General features: G+C 73.9%; 10 protein-coding genes. 7 read left to right on the top strand and 3 right to left on the bottom strand.

The window, feature by feature from the left end:
- Positions 1-70: 70 nt before the first annotated feature.
- From DQE82_RS10025 to DQE82_RS10000, 6 genes are all read left to right on the top strand, one after another.
- On the top strand, positions 71-3,421 hold the full coding sequence (locus tag DQE82_RS10025; protein WP_113972530.1) for an error-prone DNA polymerase: 3,351 nt from the start codon (positions 71-73) through the stop codon (positions 3,419-3,421).
- A gap of 96 nt (positions 3,422-3,517) precedes the next feature.
- Positions 3,518-3,697, top strand: a complete 180-nt coding sequence (locus DQE82_RS10020) for a hypothetical protein (protein ID WP_030500224.1) — start codon at positions 3,518-3,520, stop codon at positions 3,695-3,697.
- Between the two features lie 31 nt (positions 3,698-3,728).
- Complete coding sequence (locus DQE82_RS10015; RefSeq protein ID WP_069089020.1) at positions 3,729-4,460, top strand: methyltransferase domain-containing protein; 732 nt, start codon at positions 3,729-3,731, stop codon at positions 4,458-4,460.
- The gene (locus DQE82_RS10010; protein WP_069089021.1) at positions 4,457-5,620 is read left to right on the top strand and encodes an alkaline phosphatase family protein; all 1,164 of its coding nucleotides are present in this window, start codon (positions 4,457-4,459) and stop codon (positions 5,618-5,620) included. Before DQE82_RS10015 ends, DQE82_RS10010 begins: the two co-directional genes overlap by 4 nt.
- 84 nt (positions 5,621-5,704) lie before the next feature.
- Positions 5,705-6,964, top strand: a complete 1,260-nt coding sequence (locus DQE82_RS10005; protein WP_043329451.1) for a DNA polymerase IV — start codon at positions 5,705-5,707, stop codon at positions 6,962-6,964.
- Between the two features lie 115 nt (positions 6,965-7,079).
- Positions 7,080-7,478, top strand: coding sequence for a DUF3040 domain-containing protein (locus tag DQE82_RS10000; RefSeq protein ID WP_030500228.1), 399 nt, complete (start codon positions 7,080-7,082; stop codon positions 7,476-7,478).
- A 748-nt stretch (positions 7,479-8,226) separates the two neighbouring features.
- Here the strand turns inward: DQE82_RS10000 and DQE82_RS09995 are convergent.
- The 3 genes from DQE82_RS09995 to DQE82_RS09985 are packed head-to-tail and all read right to left on the bottom strand — an operon-like array spanning position 8,227 to position 13,067.
- Positions 8,227-10,695 carry a DUF3488 and transglutaminase-like domain-containing protein gene (locus tag DQE82_RS09995; protein WP_043329454.1) on the bottom strand — a complete coding sequence of 823 codons (2,469 nt, stop codon included), beginning with the start codon at positions 10,693-10,695 and terminating at the stop codon, positions 8,227-8,229.
- 16 nt (positions 10,696-10,711) lie between these two features.
- Positions 10,712-12,010, bottom strand: a complete 1,299-nt coding sequence (locus tag DQE82_RS09990) for a DUF58 domain-containing protein (protein ID WP_030500230.1) — start codon at positions 12,008-12,010, stop codon at positions 10,712-10,714.
- A gap of 1 nt (position 12,011) precedes the next feature.
- Positions 12,012-13,067: a MoxR family ATPase gene (locus DQE82_RS09985; RefSeq protein ID WP_043329458.1), complete on the bottom strand. Its 1,056-nt coding sequence runs from the start codon at positions 13,065-13,067 to the stop codon at positions 12,012-12,014.
- Positions 13,068-13,467: 400 nt separating this feature from the next.
- On the opposite strand from DQE82_RS09985, the gene leuS reads away from it, so the two are divergent.
- A complete protein-coding gene (gene leuS, locus DQE82_RS09980) occupies positions 13,468-16,308 on the top strand; it encodes a leucine--tRNA ligase (protein WP_069089023.1) in 2,841 nt (946 codons plus the stop codon).
- Positions 16,309-16,348: the final 40 nt, after the last annotated feature.

Below are 16,348 nucleotides of genomic sequence, written 5' to 3'. Positions count from 1 at the left end.
AAAGCGCCCCTCCGGGGGCCGCTTCGTACCAAGATCTCGGGCTTTCGGGTGCAGGGCGAGGCGGGCACCGGTGAGCTTCCGCAACCCGAAGATGCCCTGGTCGAAGCTGGAGCAGGTGCTCTCCGGACGGGCCAAGGGGGAGCGGCACCTGCACGTGGTCGACCCGCTCGCGGTCGACGCCGACGGCGGCGACTCACCGGCGTGGAGCCGCAAGCGCCAGGAATACCGGCCGCCGCAGCTGGACCGGCCGGACGGCGTGGTGCCGTACGCGGAGCTGCACGCGCACTCCAACTTCAGCTTCCTCGACGGGGCCAGCCACCCGGAGGAGCTGGCCGAGGAGGCGGCCCGGCTCGGGCTCACCGCGCTCGCCGTCACCGACCACGACGGCTTCTACGGCGTGGTGCGCTTCGCCGAGGCGGCCCGCGCGCTGCGGCTGCCGACGATCTTCGGCGCGGAGCTGTCCCTCGGGCTGCCGGGCCCGCAGAACGGCGAACCCGACCCGCTCGGCCGGCACCTGCTGGTGCTGGCGCACGGCCACGAGGGGTACGCGCGCCTGGCCGCCACCATCTCCCGCGCCCAGCTGCGCGGCGGGGAGAAGGGCCGCCCGGTCTACGGCGAGCTGGAGGAGATCGCGGCGGAGCTGAAGGACCACGTGCTGGTGCTCACCGGCTGCCGCAAGGGGCACGTGCCCGCGGCGCTGCTCACCGAGGGCGTCGACGCGGCGGCCCGGGAGCTGGACCGGCTCACCGCGCTGTTCGGCGCGGAGACGGTGGCGGTGGAGCTGACCGACCACGGCCACCCGGTCGACGCCGACCGCAACGACGCGCTCGCCGACCTGGCCGCCGCGGCCGGGCTGCCCACAGTCGCCACGAACAACGTGCACTACGCCACCCCGGGCCGGCGTCGGCTGGCCACCACGGTCGCGGCGGTCCGGGCCCGGCGCAGCCTCGACGAGATCGACGGCTGGCTGCCCGCCGCGGCCACCGCCCACCTGCGCAGCGGCGCGGAGATGGCAGCGCGGTTCGCCGCGTACCCGGGGGCGGTGGCGCGGGCCGCCGAGTACGGCGCGGAACTCGCCTTCGACCTGCAGCTCGTGGCGCCGAAGCTGCCGGCGTACCCGGTGCCGCCCGGGCACACCGAGATGAGCTGGCTGCGCCGGCTGACCATGGACGGCGCCCGCGAGCGCTACGGCCCGCCCGAGGCGCACCCGGAGGCGTACGTGCAGCTGGAACACGAGCTGCGGATGATCGAAGACCTCGGTTTCCCCGGCTACTTCCTGGTGGTCTACGACATCGTCGCGTTCTGCCGCGCGCAGGACATCTACTGCCAGGGCCGGGGCTCGGCGGCCAACTCGGCGGTCTGCTACGCGCTGCGCATCACCAACGTGGACGCGGTCCGGCACCGGCTGCTGTTCGAACGGTTCCTCGCCCCGGAACGCGACGGCCCGCCGGACATCGACGTGGACATCGAGTCCGACCGCCGGGAGGAGGTGATCCAGCACGTCTACGCCCGCTACGGCCGGGAGCACACCGCCCAGGTCGCCAACGTCATCTCGTACCGGCCCCGGTCGGCGGTGCGGGACGTGGCGAAGGCGTTCGGCTTCTCACCCGGCCAGCAGGACGCCTGGAGCAAGCAGATCGACAGGTGGGGCTCGGTCGCCGCGGTCGACGTGGCGGACATCCCCGAGCAGGTGGTCGCGTACGCCAACGAGCTGCAGACGTTCCCCCGGCACCTGGGCATCCACTCCGGCGGCATGGTGATCTGCGACCGGCCGGTGATCGAGGTGTGCCCGGTGGAGTGGGGCCGGATGCCCGGCCGCAGCGTGCTCCAGTGGGACAAGGACGACTGCGCGGCCGTCGGCCTGGTCAAGTTCGACCTGCTCGGCCTCGGCATGCTCTCGGCGCTGCACTACGGCTACGACCTGATCGGCTCCCGCCTCGACCTCGGCGACATGACGCTGGACGACCCCGAGGTCTACGACATGCTCTGCCGGGCCGACTCGGTGGGCGTGTTCCAGGTGGAGAGCCGCGCCCAGATGGCCACGCTGCCCCGGCTCAAGCCGCGCGAGTTCTACGACCTGGTGGTGGAGGTGGCGCTGATCCGGCCCGGCCCGATCCAGGGCGGCTCGGTGCACCCGTACATCAGGCGCAAGAACGGCCAGGAGCCGGTCACGTACGCGCACCCGCTGATGCGCAACGCGCTGGAGAAGACGCTCGGCGTGCCGCTGTTCCAGGAGCAGCTCATGCAGCTCGCCATCGACCTGGCCGGGTTCGACGCGGCCGGCGCCGACCAGCTGCGCCGGGCCATGGGGGCGAAACGGTCGGTGGAGCGGATGGCGCAGATCGCCGACCGGCTCTACGCCGGGATGGCCGAGCGGGGCATCACCGGCGAGCTGGCCGACGACGTCTACCGCAAGCTCACCGCGTTCGCCAGCTACGGCTTCCCGGAGAGCCACGCGATGAGCTTCGCCTACCTGGTGTACGCCAGCTCGTGGCTCAAGCGCTACCACCCGGGCCCGTTCCTGGCCGCGCTGCTCAACGCCCAGCCGATGGGCTTCTACTCGCCGCAGACGCTCGCCGACGACGCCCGCCGGCACGGCGTGGAGGTACGCCGGCCGGACATCAACGCCAGCGGCACCAAGGCGGTGCTGGAGTCCACCCCGCAGACGCGGTGGGGCAGCGTGCCGGGCGAGCCGCCGCACGCCTGGGGGCTGGGCGGCCCGGCGGTACGGCTCGGGCTGGGCAGCGTCCGTACCCTCGGCGAGGACGTGGCCGAGCGGATCGAGGCGGAACGGACGGCGCACGGGCCGTACCGGGACATGCCGGACCTGGCCCGCCGCGTCGGTCTCACCGCCGCGCAGCTGGAGGCGCTGGCCACCGCCGACGCCTTCGCCTGTTTCGGGCTGACCCGGCGGCAGGCCCTCTGGGCCGCCGGCGCGGCGGCCCAGGACCGGCCCGGCCGGCTGCCCGGCACGGTGACCGGCGCGGACCCGCCCACGCTGCCCGGCATGGCCGCGGTGGACCGCCTGGTCGCCGACGTCTGGGCCACCGGCCTGTCCCCGGAGAGCCACCCGGCCCGGTTCATCCGGGACCGCCTCGACGAACTGGGCGCGGTGCCGATCGCCCGGCTCGGCCAGGTGCCGCCCGGGCAGCGGATCCGGGTCGGCGGGATCGTCACCCACCGGCAGCGCCCGGCGACCGCCGGCGGCGTCACGTTCCTCAACCTGGAGGACGAGACCGGAATGCTGAATGTCACTTGCTCCCCGGGGCTGTGGCAGCGCTACCGTCGAATCGCCCGCACCAGTGGAGCACTGGTGGTGCGGGGCCGGCTGCAGCGGCACGAGGGCGTCACGAACCTCACCGCGGACCGGCTGGACGCGATCGAGCCCCCCGTCACACCGGCATCCAGGGATTTCCGTTGATGGAGTGATCCACATTACGGTTTCCGTGAGCCGGAGGCGGGAGACTCCCGACGCGGGTGGGCAGAGTGGCCCACCCGGGGTATGGGGGATGAACAGATGACCTTTCACCGCACGTACGCCGGTGGCGTAGCCAACGCCCGACGGACCCGCCTCGGCGCCGACTGGGCGCCCACCCACGAGGCCGAGCCGCGGGAATACCAGGTGACCGACGGCCCGGTGGCCAACGACCAGCGCTCCCGCGCCGAGGACGACCCCGCCGGCGGCGGCGAGTCCTGAACCTGGGCCGGGGGGTGACTAGGCTCGGCGCGTGGAGCAGATCCGAACCCTCACCCCCCGCACCGCCGTCATCTGGTCGGTGCTCCGGGCCGAGCTGGACCGGCGGGCCGGCGAACGACTCTCCGTGCTCGACGTCGGCGGCGGGACCGGCGGCTTCGCCGTCCCGCTCGCCGAGGCCGGTCACCGGGTCACAGTGGTCGACGCCAGCCCCGACGCGCTCGCCGCGCTGACCCGCCGCGCCGCCGAGGCCGGGGTCGCCGACCGGGTACGCGCGACGCAGGGCGACGCCGACGCGCTCGCCGGGCTGGTCGAACCGGCCACCGTGGACCTGGTGCTCTGCCACTCCGTCCTCGAAGTCGTCGACGAGCCGGAACCGGTGATCTCCGCGCTGGTCACCGCGTTGCGCCCGGGCGGCGCGGCGAGCGTGCTCGTCGCCGGCCGGGCCGCCGCCGTGTTCGGCCGGGCGATGAACGGGCAGCTTGACGCCGCCGCGGCGCTGGCCGCCGACCCGTACGGCACCACCGGCCGCCGGGACACGTTGCGCCGCCGCTACGACGCCGCCGACGCGAGCGCGCTGCTCACCGCCGCCGGCCTTGCCGTGGAGGAGATCCACGGGGTACGGGTGCTCGCCGACCTGCTTCCGGCCGCCGTGGCCGACGGTCAGCCGGCCGCCCTGGTGGAGCTGGAACGGGCGCTCGCGGTCCGGCCCCCGTACCGTGATCTCGCCGCTCAGCTGCACCTGTTCGCCCGCCGCCCGGCATGACCGGCCCGGCTCCGGGCCCGCTGGACCGGGTTGCGCCGCGCTACGACGGCGGCAGCCTGGCCGACGTGCTGCCCAGCGCGCTGTCGGTGCTCGGCGTACCCGGTGCGGCCGACCGGCTCGGCCTGGCACCGAGGCTGGCCGGGGTACGCCGGATCGCGGTGCTGCTCGTCGACGGCCTCGGCTGGTACCAGATCCCCACCGCCGCCCGGTACGCCCCGACGCTCGCCGGACTGGCCGCCACCACCGGCCGGCCGCTCACCACCGGCTTCCCGTCCACCACCCCGACCAGCCTGGTCAGCCTCGGCACCGGCACCGCGTCGGGCGCGCACGGCGTGCTCGGCTTCACCGTCCGCGTGCCCGGCACCGACCGGGTGCTCAACCACGTCGACTGGGCCGGCGACCCCGACCCGGTGAGCTGGCAGCCGGTGCCCACCTGGTACCAGCGGGCGCGTGCCGCCGGGGTGGCGGTGACGGTGGTCAGCCGCCCCGAGTTCGCCGGCAGCGGCCTGACGCTCGCCGCCAACCGGGGCGGCGACTACCGGGGCGCGGCCGGCGCCGACGCGCTCGCCGCGCGGATGCTGGCGGCGCTGGCCGCCGGGGACGGACCCGCGCTGGTGTCCGGGTACCACCCCGACCTGGACCGGCACGGGCACCTCAGCGGTGTCGACTCCGAGCCGTGGCGGCTGGCCGCCGCCGATGTGGACGCGCTGCTGGCCCGGCTCGTCGACGGGCTGCCGCCGGACGCCGCGCTGCTGGTCACCGCCGACCACGGCCAGCTCGACGTGCCCGCCGGGCACCGGATCGACCTGGACGCCGATCCCCGGCTGCGCGCCGGGGTACTGGTGGTCGCCGGTGAGCCCCGCGTCCGCTACCTGCACACCGAGCCGGGCGCCGAGGCCGACGTGGTGGCCGCCTGGACCGAGCTGCTGGGCCCGGCCGCGCACGTGCTGACCCGCGCCGAGGCGGTGGCGACCGGCTGGTTCGGGCCGGTGCCCGAGGCGCACCTGAGGCGGATCGGCGACGTGGTGGTGGTCTGCCGGGACACCTACGCGGTGGTCGCCACCCGTTCCGAGCCGCCGATGGCGTCGCGGCTGGTGGCGTACCACGGCGCGGACACCGCCGCCGAGATGACCGTTCCGCTGCTGGTGGTGCGGGGCTGACCCGGCTCATCCGCGGCTGCGGCCGCGTCGGTGGCCGCCGGGCTGGGCGGTGGGGTTGTCGGACCGGCGGGCTAGCCTGCTGGCATGGGCCGCAGCCAGTCGTTGCCCCGAGGCGGTGACCCGCGCTTCGGGCCGGACGCCGACGACACCGGCTGCGCCATCCTGCACGTCGACATGGACGCGTTCTACGCCTCGGTCGAGGTGCGCCGCCGACCCGAGCTGCGCGGGCGGCCGGTGGTGGTGGGCGGCGTCGGCCCGCGCGGCGTGGTCAGCTCCGCCAGCTACGAGGCCCGGCAGTACGGCGTCCGCAGCGCCATGCCCACCGCCCGTGCCCGGGCGCTCTGCCCCGGCGCGGTCTACCTGCCGCCCGACTTCACCGCCTACACCGAGGCGTCGCGGGCGGTCATGCGGATCTTCCGGGACGTCACCCCGCTGGTCGAGCCGCTCTCGCTGGACGAGGCGTTCCTCGACGTGGCGGGCGCCCGCCGGCTGTTCGGCCGGCCCGCCGACATCGCCGCGCTGATCCGCCGCCGGGTCGCCGAGGAACAGCGGCTGACCTGTTCGGTGGGCGTCGGGCCGAGCAAGTTCGTGGCGAAGCTCGGCTCCACCCGGGCCAAGCCCGACGGCCTGCTCGTGGTCCCGGCCGCCCGGGTGCTGGAGTTCCTGCACCCGCTGCCGGTGTCCGCCCTGTGGGGCGTGGGGGAGCGTTCCGCCGACGCGCTGCGCCGCCTCGGCCTGCGCACCGTACGCGACCTCGCCGAGGCACCGGCCGGCCTGCTGCGCCGGGCCGTGGGCGAGGCGTCCGCCGCCCACCTGCACGAGCTGGCCTGGGGGCGTGACCCGCGCGGGGTGACGCCCGAACAGGTGGAGAAGTCGATCGGCGCGGAGGTCACGTTCGACACCGACGTGACCGACCCGGACGAGATCCGGCGGTCCCTGCTCGCCCTCGCCGACAAGGCCGGCGCCCGGCTGCGGGCGGCCGGGCAGGTGGGCCGTACCGTGTCGCTCAAGGTCCGTTTCGCCGACTTCCGGACGATCAGCCGCTCCCGCACGCTCGCCGTGCCCACCGACACCGCCCGGGAGATGTTCGACACGGCCTGGGCGTTGTGGGGCGCGCTCGCTCCCGGCGAGCCGGTTCGGCTGGTCGGGGTCCGGATGGAAGGTCTCGCCCCCGCCGGGGAGACCCCGCAGCAGCTCACCCTCGGCGCGCCCGAGCGCGGCTGGCGTGAGGCGGAGGCGGCGGCCGATGCGGCGGCCGCCCGATTCGGGCGGTCCGTCATAGGTCCGGCCAGTCTTCTCGGCCGTCGTGATACACGACAAGTCGAAAAACCGACCCGGCCGTAGGTCGTCCCGCTTTCCGACGCGCGGGGGCCCTCGTAGACTTGCGGGTAAGCAGCCGGTTGGCTGCCACGGTCTGTCGGCCCGCCCGGGTCGACCAACGTGACCGGGGAGGAGTGCCGTGCCGCTCTCGGAGCACGAGCAGCGGCTGTTCGAGCAGATCGAGCGGTCGCTTGCCGAGGACCCCAAGTTCGCCTCGGCCGTGCGCGCCAGCGACCCGCGTTTCCACGCGCGGCGTCGCGTGCTCGTCGCTGCCGGCGTGGTCGTCGCTGGTCTGGCCCTGTTGATCTATGGTGCCGTGATCAAGATTCCCGCGGTGGCCGTGGCGGGTTTCGTCGTCATGCTGGCCTCGTTGGGCTACGCGGTGCAGTCGCACCGCCGATCCCAGTCGCCCGACCTGCACGTGGTCGGCGGCACAACGAGCCGGCGTCGTCCCCGTGGCCGCAGCAGTGGCCGCCGGGGCTCCTTCCTCGACCGGATGGAGGACCGCTGGCGGCAGCGCCCGGAGGGACACCGCTGACCGTGCTCCGCCCCGGACCGGGGCGGATGTCGCGGCGACGCCCGTCGGCGTGCGCTTCGTCGTGCCCGCTCCACGGCGGCGGGTGCGCGTAGCCGTCGATCGCGCCGTGCCTGTTGACGTCTGGTGCCGGCCGGTGTGGCGGTGGCCCTGGACTTCCCGGCCGCGGCGTGAGTGCGCCCCTCTCCGCGTACCAGCGACAGTGCCGATGTCTCCTCTGCCCGGTGCGCCGGCCGGCGCTTCGCAGCCGATCGTCATCGCCGCGCCCGACCTGCGTGGCGGCTCGGGTTCCCGGCAGTCGACCGGTGGTCGGCCTCCGCGTCGGCTCCGGCACCCGCGCCGCCCCGCCGCGTTTCGAAGTCACCGGTCAGCCCCCGTGGCGACGCCCTTCCTTGATCCGCTCGGCGAGTTGCCTGTTCCGGTGTGCCGGGGCGAGCGGCAAGGGCTCCGCGGTTGGTTCCACGGTGCATACTTCGCCGAAGTCGACCCCTGCCGCTCCTGACTATCCACGAGCAGAGATGGATCTCCCGAAGCGCGGGAAACGCGAAGATCTTGGTACGAAAGGGCTGTTATAGGGGCCGTTTCCTACCAAGATCTCAAGCGCCCTCGCTCCCCACCCCGCCAGCCCGCTGAGCAGTCGGTGATCAAGGAGTTTGTGTCCGGTCGGAGGCCTCGCGGAGACACAAACTCCTTGATCAACGGGCCGGGGGCCGGGGGCCGGGGGACGGGCCGGGGGGACGGGGCGGGGCGGTCAGCGGGCCGTGCGGCCCGCCAACAGGCGGCGTGGGCTCCAGCGCAGCATCTGCGTCCGGGCCTGCCCGCTCGTGGTGACGATCCGCGCCGACTGCTCGGCCAGGGCGGTCCGCCAACGCTGGATCACCGACGGGGGCAGCAGCGCGGCCAGCAGCCGGGTGCGGCGGTCCGCCCCGGCCGCGAGCGCGCCCCGGACCGTCCGCAGCGCCGGTTGCAACTCCGCGCCGGCGAGCGGGTCCCGCGCGTACCGGGCCCGCTCCTCGGCCCGGCCCAGCAGCCGTACCCCGGTTGCGGCGTCGCCGTTCTCGGTGAGCGCCTCCCGGGCCAGCCGCTCGGCGGTCGCGCGGGGGGTCTCCGTGCGGTCCACCCGGACGTGGAAGTCGACGAGCGTGTCGAGCAGCTCGTCCCAGGCGGCGTGCGCGTCGGCGCGGGCGGACTCGGCGTCCACGCCGACGACGACCTCCCGTGCCTCGCCCCGCTGGCCGGGCACCGCGAGCGCGGTGGCCGAGGGCGCCCGGACCCGGACGCGCCGGCGGCGGCGCAGGGTGGAGCGGCGCAGCCCCGGTACGGCGAACAGCGCCAGCAGCGCCAGCGCCGCGGCCAGCCACCACGGCCACACCCGGTTCTGCTCGGCCGGGTCACCTCCGCCCAGGGACAGGCCCTGGTCGGTGTCCTTGTCGAGCCGGTCCGCCTCGTTCGGGCCGGCCGACGGGTCGGCGGCGCCGGGAGCGACGGTGCTGCCGGGCGACGGGGTGACCTCCTCGGGGGCGTCGGTGTCCGGCGCCCAGGCGGAGCGGACCGAGCCCTGCACGCTCGCCGCCGGGGTGGCGTCGAACGGCACCCAGCCGATCCCGTTGCCGAAGTTGACCTCGGTCCAGGCGTGCAGGTTGCGGTTGGTCAGCACGTACGTGCCGCCGTCGGACTTGCTGCCGTTGGTGAAGCCGACAGCCACCCGGGCCGGAATGCCGGCGGCCCGGACAAGCCAGGCCATCGCCGCCGCGTACTGCTGGCAGTAGCCGACCTTGGTGGCGAGGAAGTCGGTGATGTCCTGCCCGCTGCTGCCGTCGCGGGTGGACAGCGAGTAGGTGAAGCCGTTCTCCACGGAGAAGTACTCGTAGATCGCGCGGACCTTGTCGTAGTCGTTCGACTTGCCCCTCACCAGCTCGCCGACGAGATCCTCGACCTCCGGGACCGACGGCCGCTCGGTCTGCTGGCGCTTCACCGGGCTGTCCGCGGGCAGGGACGGGGCGGCGCGCAGCGCCGCCGGGCTGAACGTCGAGCGCACGTACTCGAACGAGTAGCTCTTGCCGCGGGCGTTCTCCCGGTTGGAGAAGACGATCTGCTGGCTTGAGTCGTACAGCCAGTTGCCGTTGAGGTCGTCCGCCTTCACCGGATCGGCGTAGACCGGCAGCAGCGGCATGTTCAGGTTCTTCGACACCTCGACGGTGGCCTTGTAGCGCTGCCGCTCGACGCCACGCGGGGTGCGCTCGCTCGGGTCGGGCAGGCCGCGGGTGACCGGCCGCCCGGTGGGCACGCGCGCCTGGAAGCCGCTCGGCCGCAGGTCGTCGACCACGCCGAGGCGCAGGTAGAACGGGCTCGGCTCGTTGGTGCTGACCTTCACCAGCTCGGTTTCCTGGCTCTGGTTGAGCTGGCCGCTGAGCGCTGCGAACAGGTCGATCCGGCCCGGGCTGCCACCCTGGCCGGGCCGGCCGTTGCCCTCACCGGGCCCGGCGCCGACGTTGTTCATCAGCCCGCCGGTCATCCCGGGCACGGCCAGGGGCAGGGCCACCGCCACCGCCACGCCGACCACTGCCAGCCGGCGGCCCGCCGCGGCCAGCGGCGACGCCTCCCAGACGTCGACGTCGCGTCCCTCACCGGTGAACCGGCGGCCGAACCGGCGTACCCGGTCGACGTTGTCGGTGACCAGCAGCCACAGGTAGCCGGCGGCGCCCACCACGAACGGGGTGGCGGGGACGCTGTCCAGGTAGACCGCCACCGGCACCGAGTAGATGGCGAGCATCGGCAGGCCGGCCAGCGCCGGCCGGCGCAGCCCGACCGAGAGGACGTCCACCACCACGGCGACCGCGCCGATGCCGAGCACCGCGAGGAACAGCAGCGAGTCGACGTCGGGCACCTTCACGCCGTACGAGCGCATGTCCTCCAGCGACGCCTGCGTCAGCTCGCCGAAGTGGGCGAACGTGCCCGGGGCCGGGATGAACGCGAGCAGCTCGGCGCCGCTCGGGAAGATCCACGTCAGGCCCAGGGTCAGGCCGGCGAGCATCGCCAGCACCTGGCCCCACAGCGGCGCCCGGGCCAGCCGGCTCAACGCGGCCGAGCCGGCCACCACGGCGACCACGATGGTGGCCTGGATCAGCCACGTCCAGCGTTCGAAGATCGCCGACAGCGGGGCCGCCGCCAGCAGGGTCGCCGCCGCGGCGACGAACCCGATGTTGCGATGGGGGGTCACGGGAGCTTCCTTCCGGTCATCGCATGCCTCCGGCGACCGTCTCGGCCAGGGCCGCCCGCAGCGCGAATCCCTGCGATCCGCGCCCGGCCTGCGGCCACAGCACCGGCAGACGGCTGCCGTGCTCCACCCCGATGACCCGCCAGCCGCTCTGCAGCAGCGCGAGCGCGGCGGCGCCGTGCGCCCGTTCCGCCTCGGTGCGGGCCTTCGGCGGCAGGTTCAGCCAGGTGTTGCTGTCGAGCAGGAACGCCACACAGGTCGCCCCGTTGCCGCGCAGCCCGGCCAGCAGCTCCGCCTCGGCGGCGCCGAGCGTGCCGAGCAACGCGATGATCAGGCCGCCGTCGGCCCGCTGCCGGACCTGCTGCACCAGCGTGGTGATCTCGCCGCGCCGGTCCAGGTGCACGTCGGCGAGCTGGTCCAGGAGCAGGCCCTCACCGCCGGCCTCGGTCGCCGCGACGTCGGCGCCGTTGCCGGTGACCAGGCGCAGCTTGTAGCCGGCCTGGCGCAGGTGCACGGCGATGCTGGCGGCCGCCGAGACCGCCCACTCGAAGCTCGCCGTCGGTCCCTCGCCCCGGTGCCCGGCGGCCCGGGTGTCCAGCACGACGGTGGCGCGGCTCTCCCACGGCTGCTCCTCGCGGCGCACCATCAGCTCGCCGGTGCGGGCGGTCGACTTCCAGTGCACGCGGCGCAGGTCGTCGCCCATCCGGTACTCCCGGGTGGCGGCGTCGTCCTCGCCGTGTACCGCTACCGAGCGGGCCCGGCTGTCGCCGCTGCCGGCGTACTCGCCTGGTAGCCGCACCGACGGCAACGGAGTGACCTGCGGGATCACCGTGAGGTGGTCGGTGCTGGGGAACGAGCGGGTCAGCTCGCACAACCCGAACGGGTCGGTCAGCCGGATCACCAGCGGGCCCACCTCGTAGCGGCCGCGCACGTCCGCCCGGACGGTGTACGCCACGGAGCTGGCCTGGTGCGCGCCGAGCCGCTCCAGCACCACCCGGGGGCGGCTGCCCAGCGCGTACGGCAGGCGGTCCTCCAGCAGCAGCGTGCCGGTGGGCAGCCGGGACAGGTTCTGCAGCCGCAGCACCACGCGGGAGCTGGCCCCGACCGGCACCCGGTGCGGCTCCAGCGACCTGTTGCAGGCCAGCTTGTACCGGCTGCGCCCGACGTACGCGGCGGCCAGCAGCGGCAGGACGGCGAGCAGGACCGCCACCCGGAGCAGGTCCTTCTCGCCCAGGATGCCGGCGGAGATCGCCGCGGCCACCGCGGCCGCCAGGAAGGAGCGGCCGCGGGTGGTCAGCCCACGCAGGCCGTCGCGCACGTCACGGCCTCCGCGGCTCGTACGGCCCGCGGCCGTTGTTGCCGCCGCCGGGGCGGGTGTCGTACGGCGAACGCTGCCGGTCGTGCGGGAGCGGCAGGCGGTGCACCAGCTCGGAGACGATCGCGTCGGTGGTGCGCCGGGCCAGCTGGGCGTCGGCGGTCGGGATGATCCGGTGCGCCAGCACCGGCACCGCGAGGACCTGGAGGTCGTCCGGCAGCACGTAGTCGCGGCCCTCCAGGGCGGCCACCGCGCGGGCGGTGCGCAGCAGCTGGAGCGTGGCCCGCGGGGATGCGCCCAGGCGCAGGTCCGGCGCCTCCCGGGTGGCGGTGACCAGGTCGATCGCGTACTGCTTGACCGCGTCGGCGACGTGCACCTGCCGGACGTGACCGATCAGCCGGCGGACGGTGGCCGCGTCGGAGACCGGCCGCAGCCCCGACAGCGGGTCGGTGGCGCCGTGCCCGTCGAGCATGGCCAACTCGGCGCGCGGGTCCGGGTAGCCCATGGCGATGCGGGCGGTGAACCGGTCGCGCTGCGCCTCGGGCAGCGGGTACGTGCCCTCCATCTCGATCGGGTTCTGCGTCGCGATCACCATGAACGGCGTCTGCAGCTGGTAGGTGACGCCGTCGACGGTGACCTGGCGCTCCTCCATGCACTCCAGGAGCGCCGACTGGGTCTTCGGCGAGGCCCGGTTGATCTCGTCGCCGACCACCAGGTTGGCGAAGACCGCGCCGGGGCGGAACTCGAAGTCGTGCGTCTCCTGGTTGTAGACGCTCACGCCGGTGACGTCGCTGGGAAGCAGGTCGGGGGTGAACTGGATCCGCCGGACCGAGCAGTCGATGGACCGGGCCATCGCCTTGGCGAGCTTGGTCTTGCCGACGCCGGGCACGTCCTCGATGAGCAGGTGGCCCTCGGCCAGCAGCACCGCCAGGGCGAGCCGGACGGTGGCGGTCTTGCCCTCGATGACCTGCTCGATGTTGGCCACGATGGCCTCGCTGGCGGCGCGGAACTCGTCGTGCGGCAGCAGACCGCCCACCTCGTCCCAGGTCTGTTGTGTCACGGGCCTCCTCCTCGTCGCCTGGACGGCAGCTCTTTATAGAGCACCTGGACCCGCCGTTGGGTTCGCGACGCCGAGCCACGTCTGCCGCAGTAATCTCACTGGCCTCTCAGGCTAACCATGTTTGTCGTTACTGCCGACTCCCGCAGGTGGTCGGTCGGTTACGCCCGGAATATTCGCCGGACCGGGGGACCGGCCGCTCCGGGCGGAACGGGCGCGCCGCCGCCGAGGGCTGCGAGGTACACTGCCTGCATGGCCGGGTTCTTCCTGCTTCTTACCGAGCCGTGTTGATGCGCTGAACGCGCGACAGCACGGCCGCCCCTCCTGCGCGAGGGGCTTTTTTGTGCCCGCAGCAGACCGCCCACAATTTTTCGAATCGCCCGATCCGCGCCGAGGAGACGCCATGAGTGAGGCAGCCGCACCGGCGACCGACATTCCCCCGTTCCGGTACACCGCCGCACTGGCCGACGAGATCGAACACCGCTGGCAGGACACCTGGGAGCGGGACGGCACCTTCCACGCGCCGAACCCGACCGGCCCGCTGGCCGACCCGGGTCATCCGCGCGCGGGCGCCGAGAAGCTGTACGTGCTGGACATGTTCCCGTACCCCTCCGGCGCCGGCCTGCACGTCGGCCACCCGCTGGGCTACATCGGCACCGACTGCTACGCCCGCTACCAGCGGATGGCCGGGCGCAACGTGCTGCACGCGATGGGCTTCGACGCGTTCGGCCTGCCCGCCGAGCAGTACGCGGTGCAGACCGGCACCCACCCCCGCACCACCACCGAGGCGAACATCGAGCGGTACCGGGCGCAGCTGCGCCGGCTGGGGCTGGGCCACGACGAGCGGCGGTCGGTGGCGACCATCGACACCGACTTCTACCGCTGGACGCAGTGGATCTTCCTGCAGGTCTTCAACTCCTGGTACGACACGGACGCACGCAAGGCCCGGCCGATCGCCGAGCTGATCGCCGAGTTCGAGGGCGGCACCCGCGCCACCCCGGACGGGCGGCCGTGGGCCGAGCTGTCCGTGGGGGAGCGGCGGCGCGTCGTGGACGACCACCGCCTGGCGTACGTCTCGGAGGCGCCGGTCAACTGGTGCCCGGGGCTGGGCACCGTGCTGGCCAACGAGGAGGTCACCGCCGACGGCCGCTCCGAGCGCGGCAACTTCCCGGTCTTCAAGCGCAACCTGAAGCAGTGGATGATGCGGATCACCGCGTACGGGGACCGGCTGCTGGAGGACCTGGACACACTGGACTGGCCGGAGCCGATCAAGCTGCAGCAGCGCAACTGGATCGGCCGGTCGACCGGCGCGCACATCGACTTCCCGACCGCCGCCGCGCCGGTGCGGGTGTTCACGACCCGGCCGGACACCGTCTTCGGCGCCACCTACATGGTGCTGGCCCCCGAGCACGAGCTGGTCGACGTGCTGACGCCGGCCGCCTGGCCGGAGGGGACGAAGGACGCCTGGACCGGCGGGCACGCGAGCCCGCGTGAGGCCGTCGAGGCGTACCGGAAGGCCGCCGCGGCCAAGACGGACATGGAACGGCAGGCGGACAGCAAGGAGAAGACCGGCGTCTTCGTCGGCGCCTACGCGACCAACCCGGTGACCGGCGGGCAGATCCCGATCTTCATCGCCGACTACGTGCTGGCCGGGTACGGCACCGGCGCGATCATGGCGGTGCCCGCGCAGGACGAGCGGGACTGGGACTTCGCCGAGGTCTTCGAGCTGCCGATCGTGCGGACCGTGCAGCCGCCGGAGGGCTTCGCCGGCAAGGCGTACACCGGGGACGGCCCGGCGATCAACAGCGCCGCGCCGGAGCGCGGCATCGACCTGGACGGCCTGGGCGTCACCGAGGCCAAGGCGCGGATCATCGAGTGGCTGGAGGCGAACGGACACGGCGCCGGCGCGGTCACCTGGCGGCTGCGCGACTGGCTGTTCTCCCGGCAGCGTTACTGGGGCGAGCCGTTCCCGATCGTGTACGACGAGACCGGCGCGCCGATCGCGCTGCCCGAGTCGATGCTGCCGGTCGAGCTGCCCGAGGTGGAGGACTTCTCGCCGAAGACGTTCGACGCCGACGACGCCGACAGCAACCCGGAGACCCCGCTGTCGCGGCGGCGCGACTGGGTCGAGGTGGAGCTGGACCTGGGTGACGGGCCCAAGCGCTACACCCGCGAGACCAACGTGATGCCGCAGTGGGCCGGCTCCTGCTGGTACGAGCTGCGCTACCTGGATCCGACCGACTCGCAGCGCTTCGCCGACCCGGAGAACGAGGCGTACTGGATGGGGCCGCAGCGTCCGGGTGACTGCGGCGGCACCGACCTGTACGTCGGCGGCGCCGAGCACGCCGTGCTGCACCTGCTGTACGCGCGCTTCTGGCACAAGGTGCTGTACGACCTGGGCCACGTCTCGTCGTTCGAGCCGTTCCGCCGCCTGTTCAACCAGGGCATGATCCAGGCGTACGCGTTCGTCGACCCGCGCGGCGCGTACGTGCCCGCCGAGGAGGTCGTCGAGGTCGACGGCCGCTGGTTCCACGGCGAGACCGAGGTCCGGCGCGAGTACGGCAAGATGGGCAAGTCGCTGAAGAACGTCGTCACCCCGGACGACATGTGCGCGGCGTACGGCGCCGACACGTTCCGGGTGTACGAGATGTCGATGGGCCCGCTGGAGGTGTCCCGCCCGTGGGAGACCCGGGCCGTCGTCGGCTCGTACCGGTTCCTGCAGCGGGTCTGGCGCACCGTCGTCGACGAGCAGACCGGGGAGCTGCGGGTCACCGACGCGCCGGCCGACGAGGCGACCCGGCGGCTGCTGCACAAGGCGATCGACGGGGTCCGCGCCGACATGGACGGGATCCGGTTCAACACCGCCATCGCCAAGCTGATCGAGCTGACGAACGGCCTGACCCGGCTGGCGGAGACGCCGCGTGAGGTGGCCGAGCCGCTGGTGCTGATGGTCGCCCCGTTCGCCCCGCACATGGCGGAGGAACTGTGGCGCAAGCTGGGTCACGAGGAATCCCTGACGTACGCGGACTTCCCGGTCGCCGACCCGGCCCTGCTGGTGGCCGAGTCGGTCACCTACCCGGTGCAGGTCAACGGCAAGGTCCGGGGCCGGATCGAGGTGCCGGCCGACGCGTCCGAGGAGACGGTCCGCGCGGCGGCGCTGGAGGCGGTGGCCGGCGCGCTGGCCGGCAAGGAGCCGCGCAAGGTGATCGTGGTGAAGGGCCGGATGGTCTCGGTCGTCGTCTGACCCGGCGGGTGGGCGTGTCCACACGCGGGACACGCCCACC

This window comes from Micromonospora sp. LHW51205 (genome assembly GCF_003315815.1).
Classification (GTDB): domain Bacteria; phylum Actinomycetota; class Actinomycetes; order Mycobacteriales; family Micromonosporaceae; genus Micromonospora; species Micromonospora chalcea.
Note: the sequence above shows the minus strand (reverse complement) of the source record. Positions and strands in the feature narration are given on the sequence as shown.